At 73.0% G+C, this 20,660-nt stretch carries 15 protein-coding genes; 9 read left to right on the top strand and 6 right to left on the bottom strand.

Annotation, left to right across the window (positions count from 1 at the left end; genetic code table 11):
* Positions 1 to 20: 20 nt before the first annotated feature.
* A complete protein-coding gene (locus N8J89_RS19870; RefSeq protein ID WP_283665871.1) occupies positions 21 to 2,843 on the bottom strand; it encodes an ATP-binding protein in 2,823 nt (940 codons plus the stop codon).
* A gap of 178 nt (positions 2,844 to 3,021) precedes the next feature.
* Here N8J89_RS19870 and N8J89_RS19865 point away from each other — a divergent pair, with 178 nt between their 5' ends.
* The 3 genes from N8J89_RS19865 (at position 3,022) to N8J89_RS19855 (ending at position 7,219) form a co-directional block, all read left to right on the top strand.
* On the top strand, positions 3,022 to 4,023 hold the full coding sequence (locus N8J89_RS19865; RefSeq protein ID WP_283665870.1) for an Lrp/AsnC family transcriptional regulator: 1,002 nt from the start codon (positions 3,022 to 3,024) through the stop codon (positions 4,021 to 4,023).
* Between the two features lie 86 nt (positions 4,024 to 4,109).
* Complete coding sequence (locus tag N8J89_RS19860) at positions 4,110 to 5,393, top strand: discoidin domain-containing protein (protein WP_283666203.1); 1,284 nt, start codon at positions 4,110 to 4,112, stop codon at positions 5,391 to 5,393.
* Between the two features lie 230 nt (positions 5,394 to 5,623).
* Positions 5,624 to 7,219: a PHP domain-containing protein gene (locus tag N8J89_RS19855; protein ID WP_283665869.1), complete on the top strand. Its 1,596-nt coding sequence runs from the start codon at positions 5,624 to 5,626 to the stop codon at positions 7,217 to 7,219.
* A 42-nt stretch (positions 7,220 to 7,261) separates the two neighbouring features.
* Here the strand turns inward: N8J89_RS19855 and N8J89_RS19850 are convergent, their stop codons facing one another.
* The gene (locus N8J89_RS19850; protein WP_283665868.1) at positions 7,262 to 8,410 is read right to left on the bottom strand and encodes a DegT/DnrJ/EryC1/StrS family aminotransferase; all 1,149 of its coding nucleotides are present in this window, start codon (positions 8,408 to 8,410) and stop codon (positions 7,262 to 7,264) included.
* Positions 8,407 to 10,098 carry a carbamoyltransferase family protein gene (locus N8J89_RS19845; protein WP_283665867.1) on the bottom strand — a complete coding sequence of 564 codons (1,692 nt, stop codon included), beginning with the start codon at positions 10,096 to 10,098 and terminating at the stop codon, positions 8,407 to 8,409. Before N8J89_RS19845 ends, N8J89_RS19850 begins: the two co-directional genes overlap by 4 nt.
* A 204-nt stretch (positions 10,099 to 10,302) precedes the next feature.
* On the opposite strand from N8J89_RS19845, the gene N8J89_RS19840 reads away from it, so the two are divergent.
* Both N8J89_RS19840 and N8J89_RS19835 read left to right on the top strand, forming a co-directional pair.
* Positions 10,303 to 11,433 (top strand): radical SAM protein, encoded by a 1,131-nt coding sequence (locus N8J89_RS19840; RefSeq protein ID WP_283665866.1) that lies wholly within the window; start codon positions 10,303 to 10,305, stop codon positions 11,431 to 11,433.
* Positions 11,433 to 12,497, top strand: coding sequence for a methyltransferase (locus N8J89_RS19835; protein ID WP_283665865.1), 1,065 nt, complete (start codon positions 11,433 to 11,435; stop codon positions 12,495 to 12,497). Before N8J89_RS19840 ends, N8J89_RS19835 begins: the two co-directional genes overlap by 1 nt.
* A 134-nt stretch (positions 12,498 to 12,631) precedes the next feature.
* On the opposite strand, the gene N8J89_RS19830 is transcribed toward N8J89_RS19835, so the two are convergent.
* Genes N8J89_RS19830 through N8J89_RS19820 form a run of 3 tightly spaced genes read right to left on the bottom strand, consistent with a single transcriptional unit; the run spans position 12,632 to position 14,777 of the window.
* Positions 12,632 to 13,183 (bottom strand): nucleoside/nucleotide kinase family protein, encoded by a 552-nt coding sequence (locus N8J89_RS19830; RefSeq protein WP_283665864.1) that lies wholly within the window; start codon positions 13,181 to 13,183, stop codon positions 12,632 to 12,634.
* A 4-nt stretch (positions 13,184 to 13,187) separates the two neighbouring features.
* Positions 13,188 to 13,802 (bottom strand): winged helix-turn-helix domain-containing protein, encoded by a 615-nt coding sequence (locus tag N8J89_RS19825; RefSeq protein WP_283665863.1) that lies wholly within the window; start codon positions 13,800 to 13,802, stop codon positions 13,188 to 13,190.
* A 15-nt stretch (positions 13,803 to 13,817) separates the two neighbouring features.
* Positions 13,818 to 14,777, bottom strand: coding sequence for a PIG-L deacetylase family protein (locus N8J89_RS19820; protein ID WP_283665862.1), 960 nt, complete (start codon positions 14,775 to 14,777; stop codon positions 13,818 to 13,820).
* A 138-nt stretch (positions 14,778 to 14,915) separates the two neighbouring features.
* On the opposite strand from N8J89_RS19820, the gene N8J89_RS19815 reads away from it, so the two are divergent.
* Genes N8J89_RS19815 through N8J89_RS19800 form a run of 4 tightly spaced genes read left to right on the top strand, consistent with a single transcriptional unit; the run spans position 14,916 to position 20,647 of the window.
* A complete protein-coding gene (locus N8J89_RS19815; protein WP_283665861.1) occupies positions 14,916 to 16,844 on the top strand; it encodes a KedN5 family methylcobalamin-dependent radical SAM C-methyltransferase in 1,929 nt (642 codons plus the stop codon).
* A gap of 27 nt (positions 16,845 to 16,871) precedes the next feature.
* Positions 16,872 to 17,162, top strand: coding sequence for an acyl carrier protein (locus tag N8J89_RS19810; protein ID WP_283665860.1), 291 nt, complete (start codon positions 16,872 to 16,874; stop codon positions 17,160 to 17,162).
* Positions 17,159 to 18,904 carry a beta-ketoacyl synthase N-terminal-like domain-containing protein gene (locus tag N8J89_RS19805; protein ID WP_283665859.1) on the top strand — a complete coding sequence of 582 codons (1,746 nt, stop codon included), beginning with the start codon at positions 17,159 to 17,161 and terminating at the stop codon, positions 18,902 to 18,904. The genes N8J89_RS19810 and N8J89_RS19805 overlap by 4 nt, the downstream gene beginning before the upstream one ends.
* Positions 18,905 to 18,922: 18 nt before the next feature.
* Positions 18,923 to 20,647: a B12-binding domain-containing radical SAM protein gene (locus N8J89_RS19800; protein ID WP_283665858.1), complete on the top strand. Its 1,725-nt coding sequence runs from the start codon at positions 18,923 to 18,925 to the stop codon at positions 20,645 to 20,647.
* Positions 20,648 to 20,660: the final 13 nt, after the last annotated feature.

The raw sequence follows: 20,660 nt of genomic DNA, 5'->3' as shown, positions 1-20,660 counted from the left end.
CGGGTGATCCGCGTCCGGGCCTACGCGCCGGACAGCTTCGAGGCCATGGCCAGCTGAGCGCCCGGTAGCTGGAGGTCGTGGCGGGAGCGGACGTTGTGCTTGCGCAGCAGCTTGCCCACGTGCTCCTCCACCGTCCGGCGGGACAGGAACAGGATCTCGGCGATCTCCCGGTTGGTGTGGCCCGCCACCACCAGCCGGGCGATCTCCTGTTCGCGTGGGGACATCGCGTCACCGTAGCCCCGCCCCGACCGGTGCGCCGGGGTGCGGATCCCGTTGCGGCGCAGGTGGTCCCGGCACCGGGCGGCATCCCTGGCCGCGCCTGCCCGCTCGTAGCGGCCGACCAGGCCGACCAGGTGGGCGGGATCGGCGGGCGGGCCGGTGGTCAGGGCGAGCTCGGCCAGGCGGTCGGCGCGGTAGGCGAAGCCGAGCTCGGCGTGCCGCCGCCGGGCGCGCTCGAACTGCTCGGCCGCGCCGGCCAGGTCGCCGCGGGCCCGGGCCAGGTGGGCCTGGCAGGCCAGCACCGAGGCCTGGGCGAGCGGGGCGTGCCGGGCCCGCACGGCGCGGCCGAGGTCGGCGGTGAGCGCGGCCGCGTCCCCGGTCCGGCCCTGCGCGCAGTAGGCCTCCACCGCGTGCGGCACGAACTCCCCCGCCCAGGTCCAGCCGCCCTTGGCGCGCAACTGTGCCGCGGCCCGGTCGGCCTGCGCGCAGGCTTCGGCGAGGCGCTCCTGTTCCAGCAGCATCCGGATGGTGCCGCCGGCCACGCCCAGCAGCACCGGGAACACCGCGTTGGCCGCCTCGGCGCAGCGGGTGGCCTGGAAGCAGCGCTCGGCCTCGTGCCAGTCGCCGCGGGCCACCGCCAGCCAGGCGCGCACCAGCCAGGCCTCGCTGGCCATCGGGTACACCTCGGGGTGCGCGGCCAGCAGGTCGGCCGCGCGGGCGTCCAGGTCGTGCCAGTGGCCCTCGGCCCAGTCCAGCCGCAACCGGGTCGCCTCGGCCGAACCGGCGGTATAGCACGCGCCGAGCCCGGTGGTCAGGTGCCGGGAGCGGTTGAGCGCCCGGCGCGCGGCGGCGTTCGCGCCGGTCCAGGAGAAGGCGTCGGCGAGGTTGACGTGCAGCCGGGCCAGCTGCCTGCGCGCCCCGGCCTCGGTGGCGTGCTCGGGCGCGGCCGCCACGGCGCTCTCGGTGTCGAGCTCGCCCAGGTGCACCCGGCAGGCCAGGGTGTTGGCCAGCAGGCCCAGGCGCAGCTCCGGCTCGGTGGCGGCCGGGGTGTCCCGTTCGACCCGCCGCACCCAGGCCCGGTGCTCGGCGACCGGGGTGGCGCCCAGCCAGGGCAGGGCGAGCAGGGACATCCCGCGCAGTCGCGCGCCGCCGTGGTCCAGGTCCCGGACCGCGGCCGTCAGCTGGGTCCGGCCGCTCTCGATGCCCTCGGCCTGGCGGACCAGCAGCAGCCCGTGGCACAGCCGCACCTCCGCGCGCAGCTCCTCGGACAGGCAGGGGTCGGCCAGCAGCCGCCGCACCGTCGCAGCCGCCTGCCGCTGGTGGGTGCCCGCCGGAGCGAGCCGGCACAGGGACCGCACCAGGCCCGCGCGGTCGGCGCCGCCGAGATCGGCCGCCAGCAGGGTGGTGAGCACCTCGATCGCCGTGCTCAGGTCACCCACCCGCTGGGCCGCCTCGATGAGCTCCCGTCCGTAGCGCAGCGCCAGCGCGGACTCCCCCGCCTGCCCGCTGTGTTCGGTCAGCCGCCGCAGCGGTAGCGGATCGGCCCGCGCCAGCAGGCGGATCGCCCTGCGGTGCAGCTCCTGCCGGTGTGGCCCGGCCAGCGACCGGTACACCGCGCGCCGGGCCAGCGGGTGCCGCAGGGTGTAGTGGCAGGCGGACTCCTCGCGCAGCACCCCGGCGGCCAGCAGCGCGGCCACCCCCGCCCTGGCCCGGCCCACGGGCAGGCCCGCGACCGAACCGAGGTCCTCGGCGGTGGCCGGCCCGGCCAGCACGGCCGCGGCCTCGGCGACCAGCCGGGCGTGCCGGGGCACGGCGTGCAGGGCCGCGTCCAGCTGCTCGCGCACCCCTGGCAGTTCCAGCGCGCCGAGCAGTTCGGCGGCGGTGCGGCCGTCGGCGGGTGGCCAGCCGGTGCGCGCGAGCTCGGTGAGCGCCTCGGTCAGCACCGCCGGGATGCCCGCGGTGTGCGCGGCCAGCTCACCGGCCAGGCCGGCGGCCGGGCCGAGGCGGTCCTGGACCAGCTTCGCCACCTCCGGCTCGGCCAGCGGTCCCACCGCGATCCGCAGCACCGTGGTCCCCGGCGCGGGGCGGACCAGCGGCTGGGGCAGTTCGGCCGGCCGGTGGCTCAGCACCACCGACAGGCCGGGCGGCGGCGCGGCCAGCAGGTGCCGGAGTACGGTGCGGGAGTCCGGATCGGCCCACTGCACGTCCTCGGCGACCAGCACCACCCGGCCGAGGGCGGCCAGCACATCGCGCACCCCCCGGCACACCAGGTGCGCCAGCTCGGCCGGATCGGCGCGGTCCGGCGGTGGTGGCAGGCGGTCGGCCAGCTCCGGCAGGAGCACGGCGAGCGCGCCCGCGGCGGCGGAGCCGAACATCGAGGGCCGCGGCCGTTCCCGCAGGCAGGAGCGCAGTCCCTCGACCAGCACGCCGTAGCGGAACGGCGTGCCCGGCTGGCAGCGGCCGAGCACCACGGCGACCGAGCGCCGGTCCAGTTCCGCGAGCGCGGCGCTGATCAGGTGCGTCTTGCCGATGCCCGCCTCTCCGCTGACCAGCACCAGGGAGGGGGTGGCCCGCAGTGCCGAGGTGAGCGCGGCCAGCTCGGCCGCACGCCCGGAGGTCGCCATCACCGCACCGTCCTTCCACCAGGTCTACTGACGAGTACGACAATGCGGCACCGGCCACAGTGACCACCGGGTTTGCGCCATTGCGCCAATTCCGGTCCGGGTGATGCCGGAAAGCGCTCAGCACCGCCCCGACCAACGCCGGTGTCCGGCACCGGCCGGATGGCGGCACACTGCCCGGGTGCCGACTCCGCTGGGCGAATCCGACCTCATGCTCGTCGAGGCGTTGCAGCTCGCGCCCCGGGCCCCGTGGGCGGTGCTCGGCGCGGCGATCGGGGTGGACGCGCGCACCGCGGCCCGCCGCTGGGAGCGGTTGCGGGCCGGCGGGCTGGCCTGGCTGACCGCCTACGTGCCGCCACCGACGCTGACCATCGGCTACCTGGACCTGGCCTGCCGCCCGGACCGGATCGCCGCGCTCAGCGCCGAGCTGTGCTCCTGGCCGCCGGTGTTCAGCGTCGAGCACACCACCGGCCGCCACCAGCTGTTCCTCGGCGTGGACGCGGTGGACCTGGCCGCCCTGGACACCCTGGTGACCAGCCGGATCGGCGCGCTGGACGGGGTGCTGTCGCTGCGGCTGACCGTGGTGTCCCAGGTGTACCGGGAAGGCGGCGACTGGCTGGCCCGCGCCCTCACCCCGGACCAGCGCGCCCGGCTACCGGCCCCCGCGCCACTCCCCCACCCGTCCACCAGCACCCCGTGGCGCAAGCTGGACGCGGACCTGGTGCGCGAGCTGACCATCGAGCCCCGGCGCAGCGCCGCCGAGCTGGCCCAGCGCTGCGGCGCGGGCAACGCCACCGTGCGCAGGCGGCTGCAGCGCATCCTGCGGCACCGGGAACTGGACTTCCGCTGCGACATCGCCAATACGCTGGCCGGCTGGCCGGTCACCGCGATGTACCGGATCACCGTCCCGGCCGACCAGCTCGCCGAGTCCGCCCGCGCACTGGCCGCGCTGCCCGAGACCCGGCTGTGCAGCGCGGTGATCGGCGATCACAACCTGCTGCTGGCCGCCTGGCTGCACGGCACCGGCGACTGCGCGGACTTCGAGGCCAGGATGCGGCTGGCCGCGCCCGCGGTGACCGTCGGGGAGCGCAACCTCAGCCTGCGGATCCCGAAGCGGATGGGCCGGTTGCTCAATCGCGAGGGCCGGGCGGTCGGCCAGGTGCCGATGGCGCCCGCCCGCTGAGGGGACCGGTCCCGGGCCCGGTCCGCTAGCAACTACCCCAGGAGCTCACCTCCGGCGAAGGACAGGAAGGTGTTTCGGTGAAACGCATGCTGACCGCCGCACTGGGCATGTTCGCGGCACTCGGCTCGATGGCGCTGCACGGCCCACCCCCGGCGGCGACGTTGCCCATCCTCGCCGCGACCGCCGACACCCACGACGGCAACGGACCGGCCGGCGCGATCGACGGCGACCTGTCCACCCGGTGGTCCGCCGCCGGGGACGGGGTCTGGATCCGCTTCGACCTCGGTTCGGTCGTCACCGTCGACTCGGTGTCGCTGGCCTGGCACGACGGGGACCGCCGGCGGGCGAGCTTCGACGTCCAACTGTCCGAGGACGGCTCGGCGTGGTCGACCGTGCTGTCCCGGACGACCAGCAGCGGCAGCACCCTCGGCCTGGAGAACCACGACTTCGCTGACGGGCCTGCCCGCTACCTGCGGATCGTCGGGCACGGCAACAACTCCGCCGACTCGGCCAAGTGGACGAGCATCACCGAGGCGACCGTGTCCGGCTCGACCGGCACCCAGCCGCCGCCCAAGCAGACCCTCGGCGTCGGCGGGGTGGCCACTCCGGCGGGCGCGGTCCTGGTGCCGAACCAGGATTCCCGGTACAAGATCAGCTCCGGTGGCACCGCGGCCGCGCCCAAGGTCCACGACTGCCAGGGCAACACCATCCGTGGCGGTGTGCTGATCGCGGCCGACCACGTGGTGCTGCAGAACTGCCGGGTGGACGCCAGGCAGCAGTACGGCATCTACTCCGACAACAACACCGATGTCACCATCCAGAACAACGACATCAAGGGCGTCAGGGGCCCCGGCGACCTCAACGCCATCACCTTCTTCGGCGACGGCCACAAGATCCTCTACAACACCGCGGTCAACTTCGTCACCGGCGACCCCGGCGACAGCCACACCGACTTCATCCAGACCTGGGTGTCCAGCTCGCACCCCATCGCCAGTGACGACGTGCAGATCCGCGGCAACAAGGCCATCGGCCCGGCGAACCCGGACCGCGACCACAGCATCCCCAGCATCCACCAGTTCCTGATGGCCGAGGACTACGGCCGTGGCGGGAACTCCGGCGGCAACACCGACGGCATGCGGAACTGGATCATCGCGGACAACGAGGTCGGCGACAGCTGGAACCAGGCCATCAAGGTGGACGGTCCGGACCAGGTGTTCATCACCCGCAACCGGTTCGTCGGCTCCTCGACGCGGGTCGTGGAGGCCACCTCGGCCTCCACCGGCGTGAAGTTCTACCGCGACAACCAGGTCGGTCCGGGCTACCGGTCGGTCGGCATACCGGTCACCGCGGGACCAGGGCCCAGCCGTTGACTCCGGTAGGAGTTCTCCGCAGTCGCGAAGGCTGAACTATCTGCCTGGGTACCTCGCCGCGCCCGGCGCGACCTGGGCTGACACCCGGCACGAACGGGCGACGGCGGAGTCACCGGGGTGGGCGATCCAGCCCCGCTTCGAACGGCCCCGATCCACCGGCTGTGGACCATCATCATCTGCACCACCATCATGCCCATGACCATCCCCTACCTGAGGCACTCGACAGCGCGGTGCCGGACGAGGCGTTGCCACCGGACGGGTTGTCCCGCCGGGCGATGCTGCGCCGGGCCGGGCTGCTGGGTGCCGGACTCGCGGTCGCGCCAGGGGTCCTCGCGGCGGCGGCCAACGCGGCGCCGCCGCCGCGCGGGGGTTACCGGTGGCTGGCCGGGGACCACCACATCCACACCCAGTACAGCTTGGACGGTCGTTACCGGGTGATCGACCACGTGCGGCAGGGCGCGGCGCACGGGCTGGACTGGATGGTGATCACCGACCACGGCGGCCCGACGCACGCCCGGATCGGGGTGGAGCGGGTCAACCCGGAGATCGTGGCCGCGCGCCGGGACGTGCCGGACGCGCTGGTGTTCCAGGGCCTGGAGTGGAACATCCCGGCCGCCGAGCACGGCACCGTGTTCGTCCACCCCGGACGGGAGGAGGTGCGGGTGCTCAAGGAGTTCGAGGGCTCCTTCGACGGCATCGTGCGCAACGCCCTGGGCAACACCCCCGCCAACGAGGCGCTGGCCATCGCGGGCATCGACTTCCTGGCCGAGGCGTTGCGGCGCAGGCGGATCGAGGACGTGCTGTTCCTGGCCAACCACCCGGCCCGGCAGGGCATCGACACCCCGCACGAGATCCGCAACTGGCGGGACGCCCAGCCGCACATCGCGGTGGGCATGGAGGCCGCGCCGGGGCACCAGGCCGCGGGCATCGCCAAGCCGCACGGGGCCGGGCTCTCCCGCGGCTACTACTTCATGGAGCCGGGCCCGGACTCCTTCCCCGCCTACCCGCCGGCGAGCTACCGGACCTTCGGCGGCTTCGACTGGATGACCGCCACCGTGGGCGGGTTGTGGGACAGCCTGCTCGCCGAGGGCAGGCCGTGGTGGGTCACCGCGAACTCCGACTCGCACGCCGTCTACGGCGACACCGCCGTCACCGGCCCCGGCTCCAACTTCGACCGGGACGGCAAGCTGGCCGACGCCGTGCACGGGCCGGTGCCCGACCTCACCAACGCCGACTTCTGGCCCGGCGCCTACACCCGCACGCACGTCGGCGCCGACGGGCACTCCTACCGCGCGGTGATGGCCGGGATCCGGGCCGGGCGGGTCTGGGTGGACCACGGCGCGCTGGTGGCCGGGCTGGACATCCGGCTGCGCACCGCGGACCGGTGGGCGCAGGACAGCGTCACGCTGGGCGGGGTGCTGCGGGCGAAGCGGGGCACCGCGCTGGAGCTGGTGATCGAGGTGGACCTGGCGCGGTTGCCGAACTGGGCGCAGTTCGTGCCGAAGCTGGCCAGGGTGGACCTCATCCAGGGCGCGGTGACCGGCCCGGTCGCCGACCGGGACACCTTCAGCGCGCCGAGGACCAAGGTGGTGCGCTCCTTCGCGGTCACCGCGTCCGCGGGCACGGTGCGGTTCACGCATCCCTTGGGGCGCTTGGACTCTCCGTTCTACCTGCGGCTGCGGGGCACCGACGGCAAGCGGGTCGCGGTGGGGCTGGGTGGTGCGGCGGTGGATCCGGCCGGTCCGGCGATGGACGTGGCCGGGGACGCCGACCCGTGGGAGGACCTGTGGTTCTACACCAACCCGATGTGGGCGCTGCCTGCCTAGGACCTGTGTCCGGCGCCCCGGTCTCCGGGGTGCCGGGCCGGTTCAGCCGCGCAGGGCGGTGATCACCGCGCGCACGTCCGCCGCGGTCATGGTGGCGCCCAGGCTGATCGTCACCGAACGGCCCAGCAGGCCCTCGCTGTCCCGGCAGCGGGCAGGAGTGCCCCACCGCGTGCCCCAGGGGGTGCGCCCGGCCCGGATCGCGGGACTGCTGTACACCGGCTGCCCTTGGTAGAGGGTGTGCGCGGGAATGCCGTCCGCGGTCAGGGCGGCCACCCGGTCGCGGGCTTCCAGGCGGGAGCCGAGGAAGAAGGTCAGGTCGCCGCCGGAGCCCTCTTCATCCGGCAGTCGCCGCCAGTGCAGCTCGGGCAGTGCGGCGCGGACCTCGGCGGCCACCGAGCGCAGGTGCGCCAGCATCGGGTCCAGGCGGCCCAGTTGCACGCGGAGCAGGGCCGCGGTCAGTTCCGTCATGCGCAGGTTCACGCCGAGGAAGGGTTCGGCCGCCTGCGCGCGGGACTCGCCCCGTGCGGTGGTGAACTGGCCGCCCTGGTCCTGGTAGCGCACGATCCGCTGGTGCGCCAACGGATCCCGCACGCTGACCGCGCCGCCCTCGCCCGCGGTGATGTTCTTCTCCAGCTGGAAGCTGAACGCGCCCGCGTCGCCCAGGGACCCGGCCCGGCGGCCCCGGTAACGGACCCCGGCGGCCTGTGCGGCGTCCTCCAGCACGACCAGGTCATGCCGCCGGGCCACCGCGAGGATGGGGTCCAGGTCGGCGGCGGCGTTGTTGAGGTGCACCGGCAGCACGCCCCAGGTGCGGTCGCTGACCTTCTCCGCCAGCGCCACCGGGTCCAGGGTGAGCGTGTCGTCGACCTCGGCGAAGACCGGCACTCCCCTGGCCCAGACCACGGCGTTGGCGCAGGCGACGAAGGTGACCGCGGGCATGATCACTTCCGCGCCCTCCGGGATGCCAAGGCCGATCAGCGCGCAGGCCAGTGCGGCGGTGCCCGAGGAGACCGCGACGGTGTGCGGCACCTCCAGCAGCTCCGCCAGCTCGCGTTCGAAAGAATCGGTGCGGTGCAACAACTCCGGCCCGTAGTAGCGGAACAGCGAACGGGAGCGCAGCACCTCCAGCGCGGCGGTTTCCTCCTCCTGGCCCCACAGCGCCAGCCCGCGCCACGGCTCGTACCGCGTCACCCGGCGGTCCCCGCCAGGGCAGTGTCCAGCTCCGGCTCGCTGTGCGCCACCAGGTAGTCCTCCAGGAACAGGTAGTCCAGCTTGCTCGGACCGAAGAAGGCCAGCGCCTGCTCCGGGGTCTCCACGATCGGCTCGCCCCGGTCGTTGAAGGAGGTGTTGAGCACCACCGGCACCCCGGTCAGCTCACCGAAGCGGGCCACCAGTTCGTAGAAGGACCCGTTGGCCTCACGGGTCACCGTCTGCACGCGGGCGGTGCCGTCCACGTGGGTGATCGCGGGCACCTCCGCCCGGCGGTGCTCCCGGACCGGCGCCACGATCAGCATGAACGGCGACTCGATGTCCAGCTCGAAGTACTCCGCGCAGCGCTCGGCCAGCACCGCGGGGGCGAAGGGGCGGAAGGACTCCCGGTGCTTGACCTTGCTGTTGAGGATGTCCTTCATCTCAGGCCGCCGGGGGTCGGCCAGGATGCTGCGGTGGCCCAGCGCGCGCGGACCGAACTCCGAGCCGCCGGTGAACCAGCCGAGCAGCGCGCCGCGGGGCAGCAGGGCCGCGGCCAGCCGGGCCGGGTGCTCGACCTTGCGGTAGGGCAGTTCGGCCGCCGCCAGCGCGGCTTGCAGCTCCTCGTCGGTGTGGGTGCGGCCGAGGTAGGTGTGGGTCTGTGGCCGGGGGCCGCGCGGGCGGGGGCGGTCGACGAGCTGGTGGTAGCCGTAGTAGGCGCAGCCGATCGCACAGCCGTTGTCCCCGGCGGCGGGCTGGGCGAAGACCTCGGTGAACGGCGTGTGCCGCAACAGTTTCCCGTTGGCCACCGAGTTCAGCGCCACCCCGCCGGCCAGTGCCAGCCGGGTCAGGCCGGTCTCCCGTTGCAGCCAGCGCGCCGCGTGCAGCAGCGCGGTCTCCAGGGTCTCCTGGGCCGCCCACGCCAGGTCCGCGGCCCTGGCGAAGCGCTCCTCCCCCTCCAGGCCGTCCAGCGCGTGTTCCAGGAACTCCAGCAGGCCGTCGGAACCCTTGAGGTGCAAGGCGAAGCGGCCCTCCGGCAGCAGCTCCAGGTGCCGGCGGAACCGCGCCAGGTAGCGGTCGCCGCCGTAGGGGGCCAGGCCCATGGTCTTGCCGTCCTCGGTGAGGTACCAGGGGCCCTCCTCGTACAGGGTGAAGCCGATGGCGTGGCTGACCGCCTTGTACAGGAAGCCGAGGGAGTGGTTGCTGTCCCCGGCCTGGTACACCCGGTCGGCGTGCCTGCCGTCGGTGGTCCACTCGGTGCCGTAGACCTTGGACAGCTCGTGGATGCCGGTCCCGTGCCCCACGCCGAGGGTCAGCGTCTCCACCCCGTGCCCGTCGACCATGCTGCCCGCGCCGTCGGCCACCAGGATCGCCGCCTCCGGGAACGGGGAGGGGTAGAAGGCGCTGGCGGCGTGCGCGAGGTGGTGGCGGATCAGCTGGGTGCGGCCGCGGAACTGGAAGTAGCAGGTGGGCAGCAGGGTGTCGTCGGCGACGATGACGTCGACCTCGGCCAGCCGGGCGCCGTGGGTGTCCAGGCAGTACCGCCAGCCCCGGTTGGCCAGCGAGTTGACGCCGACGGCGTACTTGCGGCGGGCCAGCCGCTCCTCCTCGATGGCGACGCTGATCCCGCCCTCGTGCACCAGGGCGGCGGAGAAGTCGTGATTGGAACCACCGAGACCGAGCGCGAGCATACGCGTGTCCTTACCCGCAGGAAAATGGGGACGGTCGAGATTCGCGAGTTTACCGACCGGTTCCGACCCGGTCCAGGAATTGCCAGCCGAGTTCTACAGTGTGCTTTCCGCCGGTATCGTATGGCGTATTGACCGTCTGCTGACGGCCCTCCTAGGCTCGGCAACCGAATGGGCCGGAATGCCTCACGAATCATGGGGTACGGCGTGTCTCTCAAGGACGACTACCGCGCGGCGATGTTCGCGAACCGGGACGAGCACAATCGGCTGCGGCTGCTCATGAACGACATGGTCATCGAGGAGCAGCTGTGCCAGATGCGGTGCTCGTACTGCCTGACCGAGGACTTCAACCTGCTGATGAACGTGCCGGATGCCAAGTTCCGGCTCACCACGGACCGGCGGGCAGACTGGCACCGGATCCTGGACGCCTATCACGAGCAGGTGGACAGCCCGATCATGCGGCTCTCCGGTGGTGAGTTCTTCTGGCTGAAAGGCTCCACCGAGTTTGTCGCCGAATGCAGTAAGAAGTACGAGGTTGTCCAGGTAATCACCAACGGCGTCTTCCTCACCGACGCCCGGCTGGACGCGCTGGCCGCGCTGGGCAACTGCCAGCTCTGCCTGTCCCTGGACGGGCACACCCTGGCGATGAACGCCCACCGGCTGCCGCCGAAGCAGCACCGGCTGTTCGAGGTGATCATGCGTGGCCTGGACGGCGCGGTCGAACGCGGCATCCCGGTCGAGGTGCAGTCGGTGCTCAGCAACGTCAACGTGACCGGGCAGGCCGCCTTCGCCGAGTTCCTGCTCCAGCGCTACGGCTCCGGCGCGATGCTGTACTTCTTCCCGGTGCGCGGGGAGGCCAAGGACAACCTGGCCCCGCCGCTGGGCGACCACTTCGCCGAGCTGCTGGCCCGCTACGACGAGCTGGCGCCGGTGCTGCCGCCGCGGGCCTTCGTCGAGCACATCGGCAACCAGCTGCGCACCGGCGTGCGCACCCTGCGCTGCTACGCCACCGCGACCATGGTCCAGCTGTTCGGGCAGGGCGATGTGTCCTGCTGTCCCTACGCCTGGCTCAAGCCGATGGGCAACGTGACCGCCGAGCCGCAGCTGATCCACGAGCAGTTCGGCAAGCACCAGCACTACGAGATGTTCATGCAGCCGCGGCCGCGGTTCCCCTACTGCCGCAGCTGCACCGGGCCGATCGACGTGGTCAACCTGTACCTGCTGGACCACATCTCCGATGAGGAGATCACCCGCTGCGCGCCGTACGCGGGTCCCAGGGCCCTCGCCCGGCTGCGGGAGCTGAAGTCGACGTTCGCACCAGTGTTCGGGAGCGCGTGATGATCTCGGTGGACGGACTGGGCCCCACTGACTACGAGCGGGCGGACGCGGCCAGGCTGACCCGGTTGCCCCAGCACGACCTGCTGGTCATGGCCGGCGCCCGCTTCGGCGACCTCGCGCCCTGGCGCCACCCGGAGTACCTGCGCGCGGTCGCCGGACTGCCGGAGGAGCAGGCGCTGGCCGCGCTGTTCGTGCTGGGACGGCAGGTGCCGGAGGGGTCGCTGCCCGCGCCGCTGCTGGCGCTGCTGAGCCACGCCAAGATCGTCTCCGTCGGGTCGGGCCTGCTCTCGGCCGACTACGCGCTGGTCCGGCTGGAGGGCCTGACGCTGCTGGCGGCCTGGCGCGCGGCCGGCCGGGAGGTCGGCTCGTACGCGCCGTGGGTGGGCACCGACACCAGCACGCTCTGCCGCCTGGTGGCCGCCCGGCGCACCGCCCGGACCGCGCTGGACCTGGGCTGCGGCACCGGCGCGCTGGCCATGACCGCGGCCCGCAACGGCGCGCGGGCGCTCGCGGTGGACATCAACCCGGAGTGCCTGGCCGCGACCACCTTCAACGCCGCCCTCAACGGCCTGGCCGACCGGGTGGCCGTGCGGCAGGCCGACATGGCGGCCCTGGACCTGGGCGAGCGGTTCGACCTGGTGATCTCCAACCCGCCGTTCCTGCCGTTGCGCCGGGGCGCGCTGGGCTGGCTGGCCGGGGAGGGCGGCCCGGACGGGCTGGACTTCGTGTGGGCCATCGTGCGCCAGCTGCCGGAGCTGCTGACCGAGCGGGGTGAGGCGCTGGTGCAGTTCGCCTCCTTCGGCGACCAGCGCGGCCCGTTCTGCGCGGCGCAACTGGCCGATGAGCTGCCCGGACTCGGCCTGTCCGCGCGGATGCTGCTCAAGCCGCCGACGCCGCCGCGCTGGCCCGCCTTCGCCGAACGCGACGAGCAGGGCAACCTGGCCGGGGACCTCGGCCGCGAGTACCGCGCGTACGTGCAGAGCATCGGAGCCACCCACTACCACCCCTGCGTGCTCTCCCTGCGGCCCGGCGACGGCGGCCTGACGATAGGCCGCTACAGCTGAGTTCCAGGCCGTCCTGCCCCCGGCGTGTTGGCCGTTGTCGTACGGCGTGTTGGCCGTTGTCGTACAGGGTGTTGGCCGAATGACGTACCAGTTCGGCCAACACTGTGTACGACAACGGCCAACACGCGTGCGGGTTACGGGCGGGGCTTTTCGCGGGGTGTTTGGCCCAGGAGCCAGCCGGGTCCCAGGTCGGCTGACTCCTGGCGGGCGATCTCGGCGACCACGGCCTCCGCGTCGCGGTGCGCGGTGTCGATGAGGCGGGCCCCGGGCACCTCGGGCACGTCCTCGTCCAGGTGGGTCAGCGCGAGCCGCCCGTCGACCAGGTGCGGGGCGGCCTGGTCCTGCCGGATCCGGTCGGCGAGCACCTCCGGTCCGGCGCGCAGCCCGTACACCACGGGTGTGGTGCCCAGCGACCACAGCGCGGCCATCACCGGCTCATAGGTGCGCCCGCCGGCCAGGATCACCCCGTGCACCACGATCACCCGCGCGCCCCACTCCGCATAGGCGGGGATGCGCGCGGCCAGCTCGGCCGCCATCAGCCGGTGCAGGGGTTCGCCGGACTCCCACGGGTGCACGAACGGATCGCAGTCCAGCACCGCCACCGGCACCAGGAAGCAGGCGGCCAGCCGCTGGGCCACCTGGGTCTTGCCGGCGCCGGGGGCGCCGGTGATCACGAGCACGCGCATCCGGCTACCGGGTGTCCTCGACCGTGCCGACCAGCCGGAACCCCAGGTGTGGCACCTTGAGGATCTTCGCGCCGGAGTCGATGTCGGCCAGCTTCCGCCGCAGCACCGAGACCACCGCGTTCACGTCCTCGTCGCCCGCGGCCCCGGCCAGCTCCGTGCGGGAGACGATCTGCCCGGGCTTGTTCGCCAGCGCCCGCAGCAGCCCGGCCTCGGCCGCGGTCACCGGCGTCTGCCGGGACGGGGAGCGCAGCAGACCGGGCGCCAGGGTCAGCCGCTGCGCGGGCTCCGGCGGGGCCACCGACTTGAGGTAGCCCAGTGCCGCCACTACCCGGGGCCGCCGCAACGGCGTGGCCAGCGCGAACGCGTAGCCCTCGGTGAGCGCGCCGAGCACGCCGGTGGCCGAGACGGAGTCCAGCACCGCGATCGGGTAGCCGCCGCGCCGCCGCACCTCGGCCGGGGAGGGCTCGACCGCCTCGCCCCCGGTGCGGTGCAGGGCGCACAGCATGACGTCGTCGGCCACCTCGTGATCGTCGTGGTGCACCGCGAGGCCCAGCTCGGCACACGCGTCGGTGACCACGGCGAGGTCCGCCGCGGCCAGTGTTCCGGCCAACACGTACATCTGGTTCCCTCCTGCTCAGCTCCACACCCGTTCGGCGGCCGCGCCCGGCCCGCCCAGTGCCCGGCCGTACCGCGCCACCCGCCGCCGGATGCCCGCGCGCACCTGGATGCGGTAGGCCTTCAGCGCCTCCTGTTTGGCCTGCCCGGCGATGGCGTCCATCGGCAGCAGTCGCGACTGGAGCCGGTCCAGCCCGGCCGCGCGCAACCGTGGGGCCAGTGCCGCGCTCAGCTCGCCCGCCGAGGTGAACAGCGAGTACGGCTGGTCTTCGTAGAAGTGGAGGCGACTGTTACGCAACGCTCCCCTGGCGGCCAGGGCCAGCACGGCCTCTCGGCAGGCCAGGTGGTCGACGTGCCCGCCGACCGCCAGCGGCAGGTACACCTCGGCGCACCCGGCGAGCTCCTTGGCCAACCTGGCGGTCAGCGCCGCGAACAGCTCCGGCTCCCCGGTGTGCCCGGCCACCGGGTCCGGCGCCAGGAAGCCCGCCGCGCGTTCAGGCCGGTCGGCGGCGTCGAGGAAGCCCAGCAGTTCGGGCTCGGCGGCCAGCACCCGGCAGGCCACCAGCTCCTCGGCCACCAGCAGCCGGGTGGTCAGCTCGGGGCGGGCCGCGTAGTAGGGGCGGCTGGTCCAGGTCTCCACGCTGAACACGTCGAGCACCCGGCCGCCGCGCGCGGCCAGCAGGCCGCCGAGGGCGAGCACGGCGTCATCCGGGTGCGGGGAGACCACCACGGGAGCCTCGCCCGCGCGGGGCCGGGGTGGCGGGGCCAGCACGAGCAGCCCGGCGCGGTGGCCGTGCCGCAGCAGGTCCTGTTCCGCCGAGGAGAACTCGCGGAGTGCCCGGCTGCCGTCGCAGCGGGCCAGTAGGTCCGGATCGGCTACGGGTGGTTCGACCGGACGGCCCAGGAAAGACATTCCGGTGGCGGTGACCTCCGTATGGGGCAGCGCGATGGGCCGCCACGCATCCGGTAATTCGGTCATTCGCTCAGCGTAGCTGCCGCAGCCGGACCCAACGACCCGCAAAGCAAATGTAATGCGATCGGCCCAAGGTGCCCCGATTTACCCAGCGACATTTCGCGACGGTAGTCGAGCCACCGGTTGTGCGCTACATTGGCGAGAATGCCGAGCCGTGCCAATTGCGGGCGAGGAGCGTGCGTGAAGACCCGGGTGTCACTTGTCCAGCAAGGTGTCTGGACAAATTCACATGCCTCGATGCCGTTGGCAATGGGATACCTCAAGGCCTGCGCGGACGCGGATGCGCGCATTAACGCGCGAATGGACGTCACCATTCACAACTATGCCGGTGACGTGGGCTCGAACCGGATGGCCAGAGAACTTTTCCAGGACGGTTTCCCGGACATCCTGTGCTTTTCGGTGCTCGGCTGGAACCACCGCGCGTTCGGCGCGCTGGCCGAGACGTTCAAACAGCTCAACCCCCGGGGCTGGGTCATCTTCGGCGGAAACCACGTCGCGCACCAGGCCGAGCGGGTGTTCCGGCTGTTCCCCCAGGTCGACGTCGTGGTCAACGGCGAGGGCGAGCCGGTGTTCCCCGAGCTGCTGCACGCCTACCTCGACGGCGGCACCCCTCAGGAACTGCACGGCGTGCGCGGCATCTCCTTCCGGGAAACCGGCGGCGCGCTGGTCACCACCGAGGAGCGGCCGCGCATCGAGGACCTGGACTCGCTGCCCTCGCCGATCCTCTCCGGCGCCATCCCGCTGACCGGCGCCCGCGGCGAGTTCCCCTACGGCTACGCGCTGCTGGAGACCAACCGCGGCTGTCCGTACAAGTGCTCCTTCTGCTACTGGGGCGGCGCGACCGGGCAGAAGATGCGCTCCTTCTCCCGGGAACGGCTGCGGGCCGAGCTGGAGCTGCTGGGCAGGCACCGCGCGCCCGCGCTCGTGCTGTGCGACTCCAACTTCGGCATGCTGCCCGCCGACGAGGACTTCCTGGACGACCTGCTGGCGGTGCGCGCCCGCTACGGCTACCCGCGGAGCCTGGAGACCTCCTGGGCCAAGAACAAGTCGGCCGGGTTCTTCCGCATCATGGCCAAGCTGCGCGAGGCCGGGATGCAGAACTCGTTCATCCTGGCGCTGCAGACCATGGACGAGGCCACCCTGTCCCGGATGCGGCGGCGCAACATGCGGCTCAACGAGTGGGAGGACCTGGTCGGCTGGCTCACCGAACGGGAGATGAACGTCTACCTGGAGCTGATCTGGGGCGCGCCCGGCGAGACCGTGCAGACCTTCCTGGCGGGGTACGACCGGGCCGCGCGGCACACCCCGTTCGTCGCGGTGCACCAGCTGATGGTGCTGCCCAACACCGGCTACCACGACAAGCGGGAGCAGTACGGGCTGGTGACCGTGCGCGGCGAGCAGGACGACTTCGAGTACGTGCTGGCCCACGACACCATGACCATGGCCGACAACGAGCGGATGGGCCGGTTCCTGTGCTGGAACCGGGTGCTGGCCAGGGGCAGGCTGCTGCACGGCGTGTGGACCGCGCTGCGCGAGCTGGCCGGCATCCCGCAGTCCCAGGTGGTGCTGGGCTTCGCCGACTGGGTGCAGACCGCGCAGGACCAGGAGGTGGCCCGGCTGCGCGAGGCCGCGGCCGGCGCCCGAGGTGACCTGGTGGACGCGGCAGTGTGGCCGCTGCTGACCCAGGAGGTGCTGCGCGCTTGGTGGCAGGCGGCGGTGCGCCCGCTGCTGCCGGCCCATGCACTGTCCACAGTGGAGGAAGTGTTCCGGTTCGACCTGCTGTGCCAGCCGATCCGCTGCGGGCCCGAGGGCGACCCGGCCGAGGACCTGCCGGTGGTGCGCCGGTACGGCCGGGACTGGTTCCTGCGGGCCGGGCAGTCCTTCGGCTGGGACGTGCCCGCGCTGGTGGCCGCGCTGCGCAGGGGTGAGCGCGGCGAGCCCGAGCCGTGCACCACCGACTTCTACTACCCCACCGGCTTCGGCGCCGACCCCCAGCACTTCTACCGGATGGACGCCTACCGGGGGTTGACCGAAGGGCAGCTGGCGCAACGGTTCCACGCGGTCACGGGGTGACCAGCCACCGCATCGAGGAGGACACGAATGGATCAGGCCGAACTCATCAGGGAGCTGCACGAGCTGGCCGCGCAGATGACGCGCACCCCGCTGCCCCCGGTGACCGATCAGGAGCTGGCCGAGGTGAGCCTGGTGGAGCGCTACGGGTTCAGCTCGCTGGACGCCCTGGAGTACCTGCTGGTGCTGGAGGAACGCTTCGACGTGGTCTTCGAGGACGAGGAGCTCACCGAGGAGACCCTGTTCAACATCGACGGCCTGGCCGAGTACATCCTCGCGCAGAAGACCGGTGAGCCCTCCGCCGCGCCCCCGGTCCGGTGAGCGCGGCGGGGTTCGGCCCCCTCGTCCAGGGCTCCACCAACCCGGCGCTGCTGGGCACCCCGGGCGGGGTCACCGCCGGCACCGTGCCGGGCGTGGTCTCGGCCGTGCTCGGCGCGCTGCTGGATCCCCTCCCCCCGGCGCTGCTGGCCGGGCTGCCGGTGGTGCTGGCGGCCCCGGACTACGGCGCGCGGGCCACCGCGGCCTTCGTCAACCGCTGCGAGGAGGCCGAGCACGAGGGCCGCAAGCTGCGGCCGCTGGAGGCGATCTCGCCGGAACCCGCGCACCTGGTCCAGGAGTTCGCCGAGACGAGTACCTGGGACGGGCCGACCTACGTGCTGATCAACCAGCGCACCGCCACCTGCCAGGCACTGCGCTGGGCCAGGGCCGCGGTGTCCACCGGCTGGCACCGGGCCATGGCGGTCTGCGAGATCACCCACGACGCCCGGCACGGGGCCTACCTCGTGGTGGCCACCCTGGTCAGTCCCGGCGGCCGCCCGGTGCCCGAGCCGCCCGCCGAGGACACCGCACCCGGCAGCGTGCTGCTCCGCCTGCTGCGGGGACCGGTCACCGCAGATACCGCGCGCGCCACCGGGTCCGCCGTGGTGATCTCCGGACTCGGGCTGGTCACCGGGTACGGCAACGGCGTGGCGCGGTTCTGGCGCGGGCTGGTCACCGGAGAGCGCGCGCTGGTGCCGCTGACCCGGTTCGACCCGATTCGGTTGCGCAGCAAGGTGGTCGGGCAGACCACCGTGACCGCCCCACCCGGGGTGCCGCGGCGGCGGGTGCTGCTCGACCTGGCGCTGCGCGAGGCCCTGGCCGGAGCCGGGCTGTCCCTGCTGCCCGAGCGGGCGCTGCTGACCACCGTGGGCGTGGTGCCGGACCTGGCCGGGGCCGGCACGCCCGAGCACGTGCGGGAGATCGCGCTGGAACCCGGGTGGCGCGGGGACGGGGTGGTCGGGCCGAGCGGGACCGCGGCGGTGCTCGCGCACGCCTGCGCCTCGGGGACCTTCAGCCTGGCCATGGCCAGGGAGTGGCTGCGCTGCGGGCTCGCCGACGTCGCCGTGGTCACCGGGGTGTCCTCGCTCAACCGCTACGACTGCGCCGCCATGGAGGCCGTGCGCACCTCCAGCAGCAGGCCCGCCCGGCCCTACGACCTGGACCGCGCCGGGCTCACCATCGGCGAGGGCGCGGGGGTCGCGGTGCTGGAGACCGCCGAGCACGCCGCGGCCCGCGGGCACACCCCGGTCGCGGTGCTGGCCGGAATCGCCTGCCGGGTCGGCGGCGCGGGACGGCGGCGGCTGCACAGCGAGGTCGGCGCCCAGTGCGTCCGGTCCGCGCTCGCCATGGCCGGACTGGCCACCGTGGACTACGTGCACGGGCACGCGCCCGGCACCAGGCAGGGCGACGCGGCGGAGCTGCTCGCGCTGGAGACCGTCGGGGAACAGCTCGGCTGGCAAGGGGTTCCGCTCAGCTCGCACAAGGGCGCCGCCGGGCACCTGCTGCACGCCTCGGCGTTCCCGGCGCTGGCCGCCGCGGTGCGCGCGATCGGCGAGGGCACCGTGCCCGGCACCCCTGGCCTGGACCGCGCGCTGGCCGCGCAGCGGGTGCGGGTGCTCCAGCGGTCCGAACGGCGGCCGGTGCGCTCGGTGCTGGTCAGCAACTTCGGCTACGGCGGCAGCAGCGCGGCCATGGTCCTCACCGCGCCACCGGAGTCCACAGAGGACAGCCATGGCGTGGCCTGAACCGGGAAGGGAGCGAGCATGGCGGACGCGGTCCTGCTGACACCACGGGAGATCCTGACCGGGTTCTCCAGTGTCAACAACCAGAACGTGCTGATCAACGACGAGGAGTACCTGCGCCTGGACCCGGCCATGCGGCTGTTCTACGAGAAGGTCCGGGAGAACCTGGGCGTGGCCTGCATCGCCGGGCACCTGCGCCACCGCGGCTACTCGGTGACCGCGCTGAACCTGCACGGGCGCAACCCGAGCGATGAGATGATCACCGACCTCATCCGCCGGGAACGCCCGGTGTTCGTGGGCATCAGCATCATGTACGACCTGCACATCGTGGACGCCGTGCGGCTGCTGCGCTGCGTGCGCGCGGCCGACCCCTCGGTGTTCGTGGCCATCGGCGGCGCCTTCTGCACCTACAACGCCCAGCTGATCGCCGAGCTGATCCCGGAGGCGGACTGCGTGGCCTTCGGCGAGGGCGAGCTGACCGCGGCGGGACTGATGGACAGCCTGGCCGCCGGGCGGGACTGGCAGCAGGTGCCCGGTGTGTACTTCTGGCGCGACGGCCGGGTGCGGGCCAGCGGGCCGCCGAAGCTGCCGGTGCTCACCGAGGAGCCCTGGCCGGCCAGGGACATGCTGCGCCGCCACCGCGCGGCAGGCATCCGCACCCCGGTGGCCTCCACCTACACCAGCCGGGGCTGCCACGCCAAGTGCACCTTCTGTTACGTGCCAAGGGCTCCCGGGGTCTCCGGCAACGCCTGGCGGGTGCGGCCGCCGGAGGACGTGGTGGATGAGATCGAGTTCCTGCAACGGGAGTTCGGCACCCGGTTCCTGTGGTTCAACGACGACAACTTCGGCGGCGCCTTCACCGAGGGCTACCACCACGCCATCGGCTTCGCCGAGGAGCTGCTGCGCCGCGACATCCGCATCTCCTTCCACTGCGAGTTCCGGGTGGACACCGGCCTGATCGACCGCGAGGCGCTGCGCACCCTGCGCCGCGCCGGGATGACCTCGGCCTTGCTGGGCCTGGAAACCGGCGCGCCCGGCATGATGAAACGCTTCCGCAAGGGCACCACGGTGGACTACAACTTCGACGCCGCCCGCATGTTCAAACAGGAGAAGATCGAGCTGGAACCCGGCTGGATCATGATCGAACCGGGCACCACGGTGGACGAGCTGTGGCAGAACCTGGAGTTCATCATCGCCGCCGACATCGCGGTCAGCGAGAACCCGTTCTCCTTCTTCAGCAGGGCGATCGCCTTGCGCGGCACCGAGATGTACGACAAGGTGGCCGACCCGCTGCCGCCGGAGCTGACCGGCGTCTCCGGGGTGGCCAGGGAGGTGCTGCGCCAGGCGCGCCGGGAGTACCGGCTGGCCGACCCGCGCCTTGAGGAGCTGTGGACGGTGTGGAGCGAGGTCAGCGCCGAGGTCAGCGACCGCAAGGAACGCCTGCCGTTCCTGGCCCAGCGCATCGTGGACGCCACCAGGCAGCGCCGCGCGCAGGGCGAGGAGGGGCTGCGCCCGCTGCTCGGGCTGCTGCGCCGGTGGGTGGCGGAGCTGCCGCAGCTGATGCTGGCCTTCCTCAACACCGGGCTGCTGCTGGCCGAGGACGGGCAGGACGAGCTGGCCAAGCGGGCCGACGCGCAGCTGCGGGAACTGGTGGCCGTCTACGACCGGCGTCACCTCGGCCTGCCCTTCCCCGAGTTCGTCGCCGACACCGAACGCCGTTGCGGCACGCGCGCGCTGACCGGCTGACCCGGCCCTGACA

Source organism: Crossiella sp. CA-258035, assembly GCF_030064675.1.
Lineage (GTDB): Bacteria > Actinomycetota > Actinomycetes > Mycobacteriales > Pseudonocardiaceae > Crossiella.
The sequence above is the reverse complement of the archived record's forward strand: the minus strand, read 5'-3'. Positions and strand labels throughout refer to the sequence as shown.

Coding starts and splice junctions, on each gene's coding strand:
- N8J89_RS19835 (WP_283665865.1), top strand. CDS start 11,433: ATGATCTCGGTGGACGGACTGGGCCCCACTGACTACGAGCGGGCGGAC.
- N8J89_RS19860 (WP_283666203.1), top strand. CDS start 4,110: ATGCTGACCGCCGCACTGGGCATGTTCGCGGCACTCGGCTCGATGGCG.
- N8J89_RS19815 (WP_283665861.1), top strand. CDS start 14,916: ATGCCGAGCCGTGCCAATTGCGGGCGAGGAGCGTGCGTGAAGACCCGG.
- N8J89_RS19870 (WP_283665871.1), bottom strand. CDS start 2,843: ATGGCGACCTCCGGGCGTGCGGCCGAGCTGGCCGCGCTCACCTCGGCA.
- N8J89_RS19820 (WP_283665862.1), bottom strand. CDS start 14,777: ATGACCGAATTACCGGATGCGTGGCGGCCCATCGCGCTGCCCCATACG.
- N8J89_RS19800 (WP_283665858.1), top strand. CDS start 18,923: ATGGCGGACGCGGTCCTGCTGACACCACGGGAGATCCTGACCGGGTTC.
- N8J89_RS19845 (WP_283665867.1), bottom strand. CDS start 10,098: ATGCTCGCGCTCGGTCTCGGTGGTTCCAATCACGACTTCTCCGCCGCC.
- N8J89_RS19810 (WP_283665860.1), top strand. CDS start 16,872: ATGGATCAGGCCGAACTCATCAGGGAGCTGCACGAGCTGGCCGCGCAG.
- N8J89_RS19825 (WP_283665863.1), bottom strand. CDS start 13,802: ATGTACGTGTTGGCCGGAACACTGGCCGCGGCGGACCTCGCCGTGGTC.
- N8J89_RS19830 (WP_283665864.1), bottom strand. CDS start 13,183: ATGCGCGTGCTCGTGATCACCGGCGCCCCCGGCGCCGGCAAGACCCAG.